The 594-nt window shown below is 72.2% G+C and carries 2 pseudogenes; one reads left to right on the plus strand and one right to left on the minus strand.

Annotated features, from left to right (window positions below):
- Nucleotides 1-264, plus strand: a pseudogene (locus tag RCG67_RS17090) (cobalamin biosynthesis protein CbiX); the annotation flags it as partial.
- 141 nt (nucleotides 265-405) lie between these two features.
- On the opposite strand, the pseudogene RCG67_RS17095 reads toward RCG67_RS17090, so the two are convergent.
- Nucleotides 406-594, minus strand: a pseudogene (locus RCG67_RS17095) (amino acid permease); the annotation flags it as partial.

Below are 594 nucleotides of genomic sequence, written 5' to 3' on the forward strand. Positions count from 1 at the left end.
GAGGAGCTGTCCCGGCCCGTGACCGTGTCCTACCTGGCCGCCGCGCGCCCCCGCGTGGCCGAGGCGGTGGCCGACGCCAGGACCGGCCTGGCAGCGAAGGGCCGCGTCGTCGTCGCCAACTACCTGCTGGCCCCCGGCTACTTCCTGGATCTCTCGCGGAAGGCCGGCGCGGACGTGGACACCGAGCCGCTGGCCGTGCCCGAGGGGGAGGTCCCGCCCGAGCTCGTGGACGTGGTGGTCACCCGCTACCGCTCGGTGGCCTGAACGCTCAGCTCGCGGCCCGAAACGCCGAGTCCCCCATGATGTCGCAGTTCCCCCCGATCAAGCGGGGGGAACTGCGACATCATGGGGGACTCGGCGAAAAGGCCGCCCGGGGTCTGGGGGGCTCGGCGCGGGGAGTGCTGGTCAGTCGCGGACGCGGGTGAGGTCGGCGTCCTCGTAGCGGACCATCCTCGAGCCCGTCACCAGGCGGTGGCCCAGCCACAGGGCCAGGAACAGCGGCAGGCCGATGTAGGCGGTCAGCGCGGCCATCAGGTCCATGTCGCCGATGAACGCCTGGTAGTTCTGCCCGAGGATCACCACGGCGCACAGCAC

It is taken from the genome of Kocuria cellulosilytica, assembly GCF_040981245.1.
GTDB lineage: Bacteria > Actinomycetota > Actinomycetes > Actinomycetales > Micrococcaceae > Kocuria > Kocuria cellulosilytica.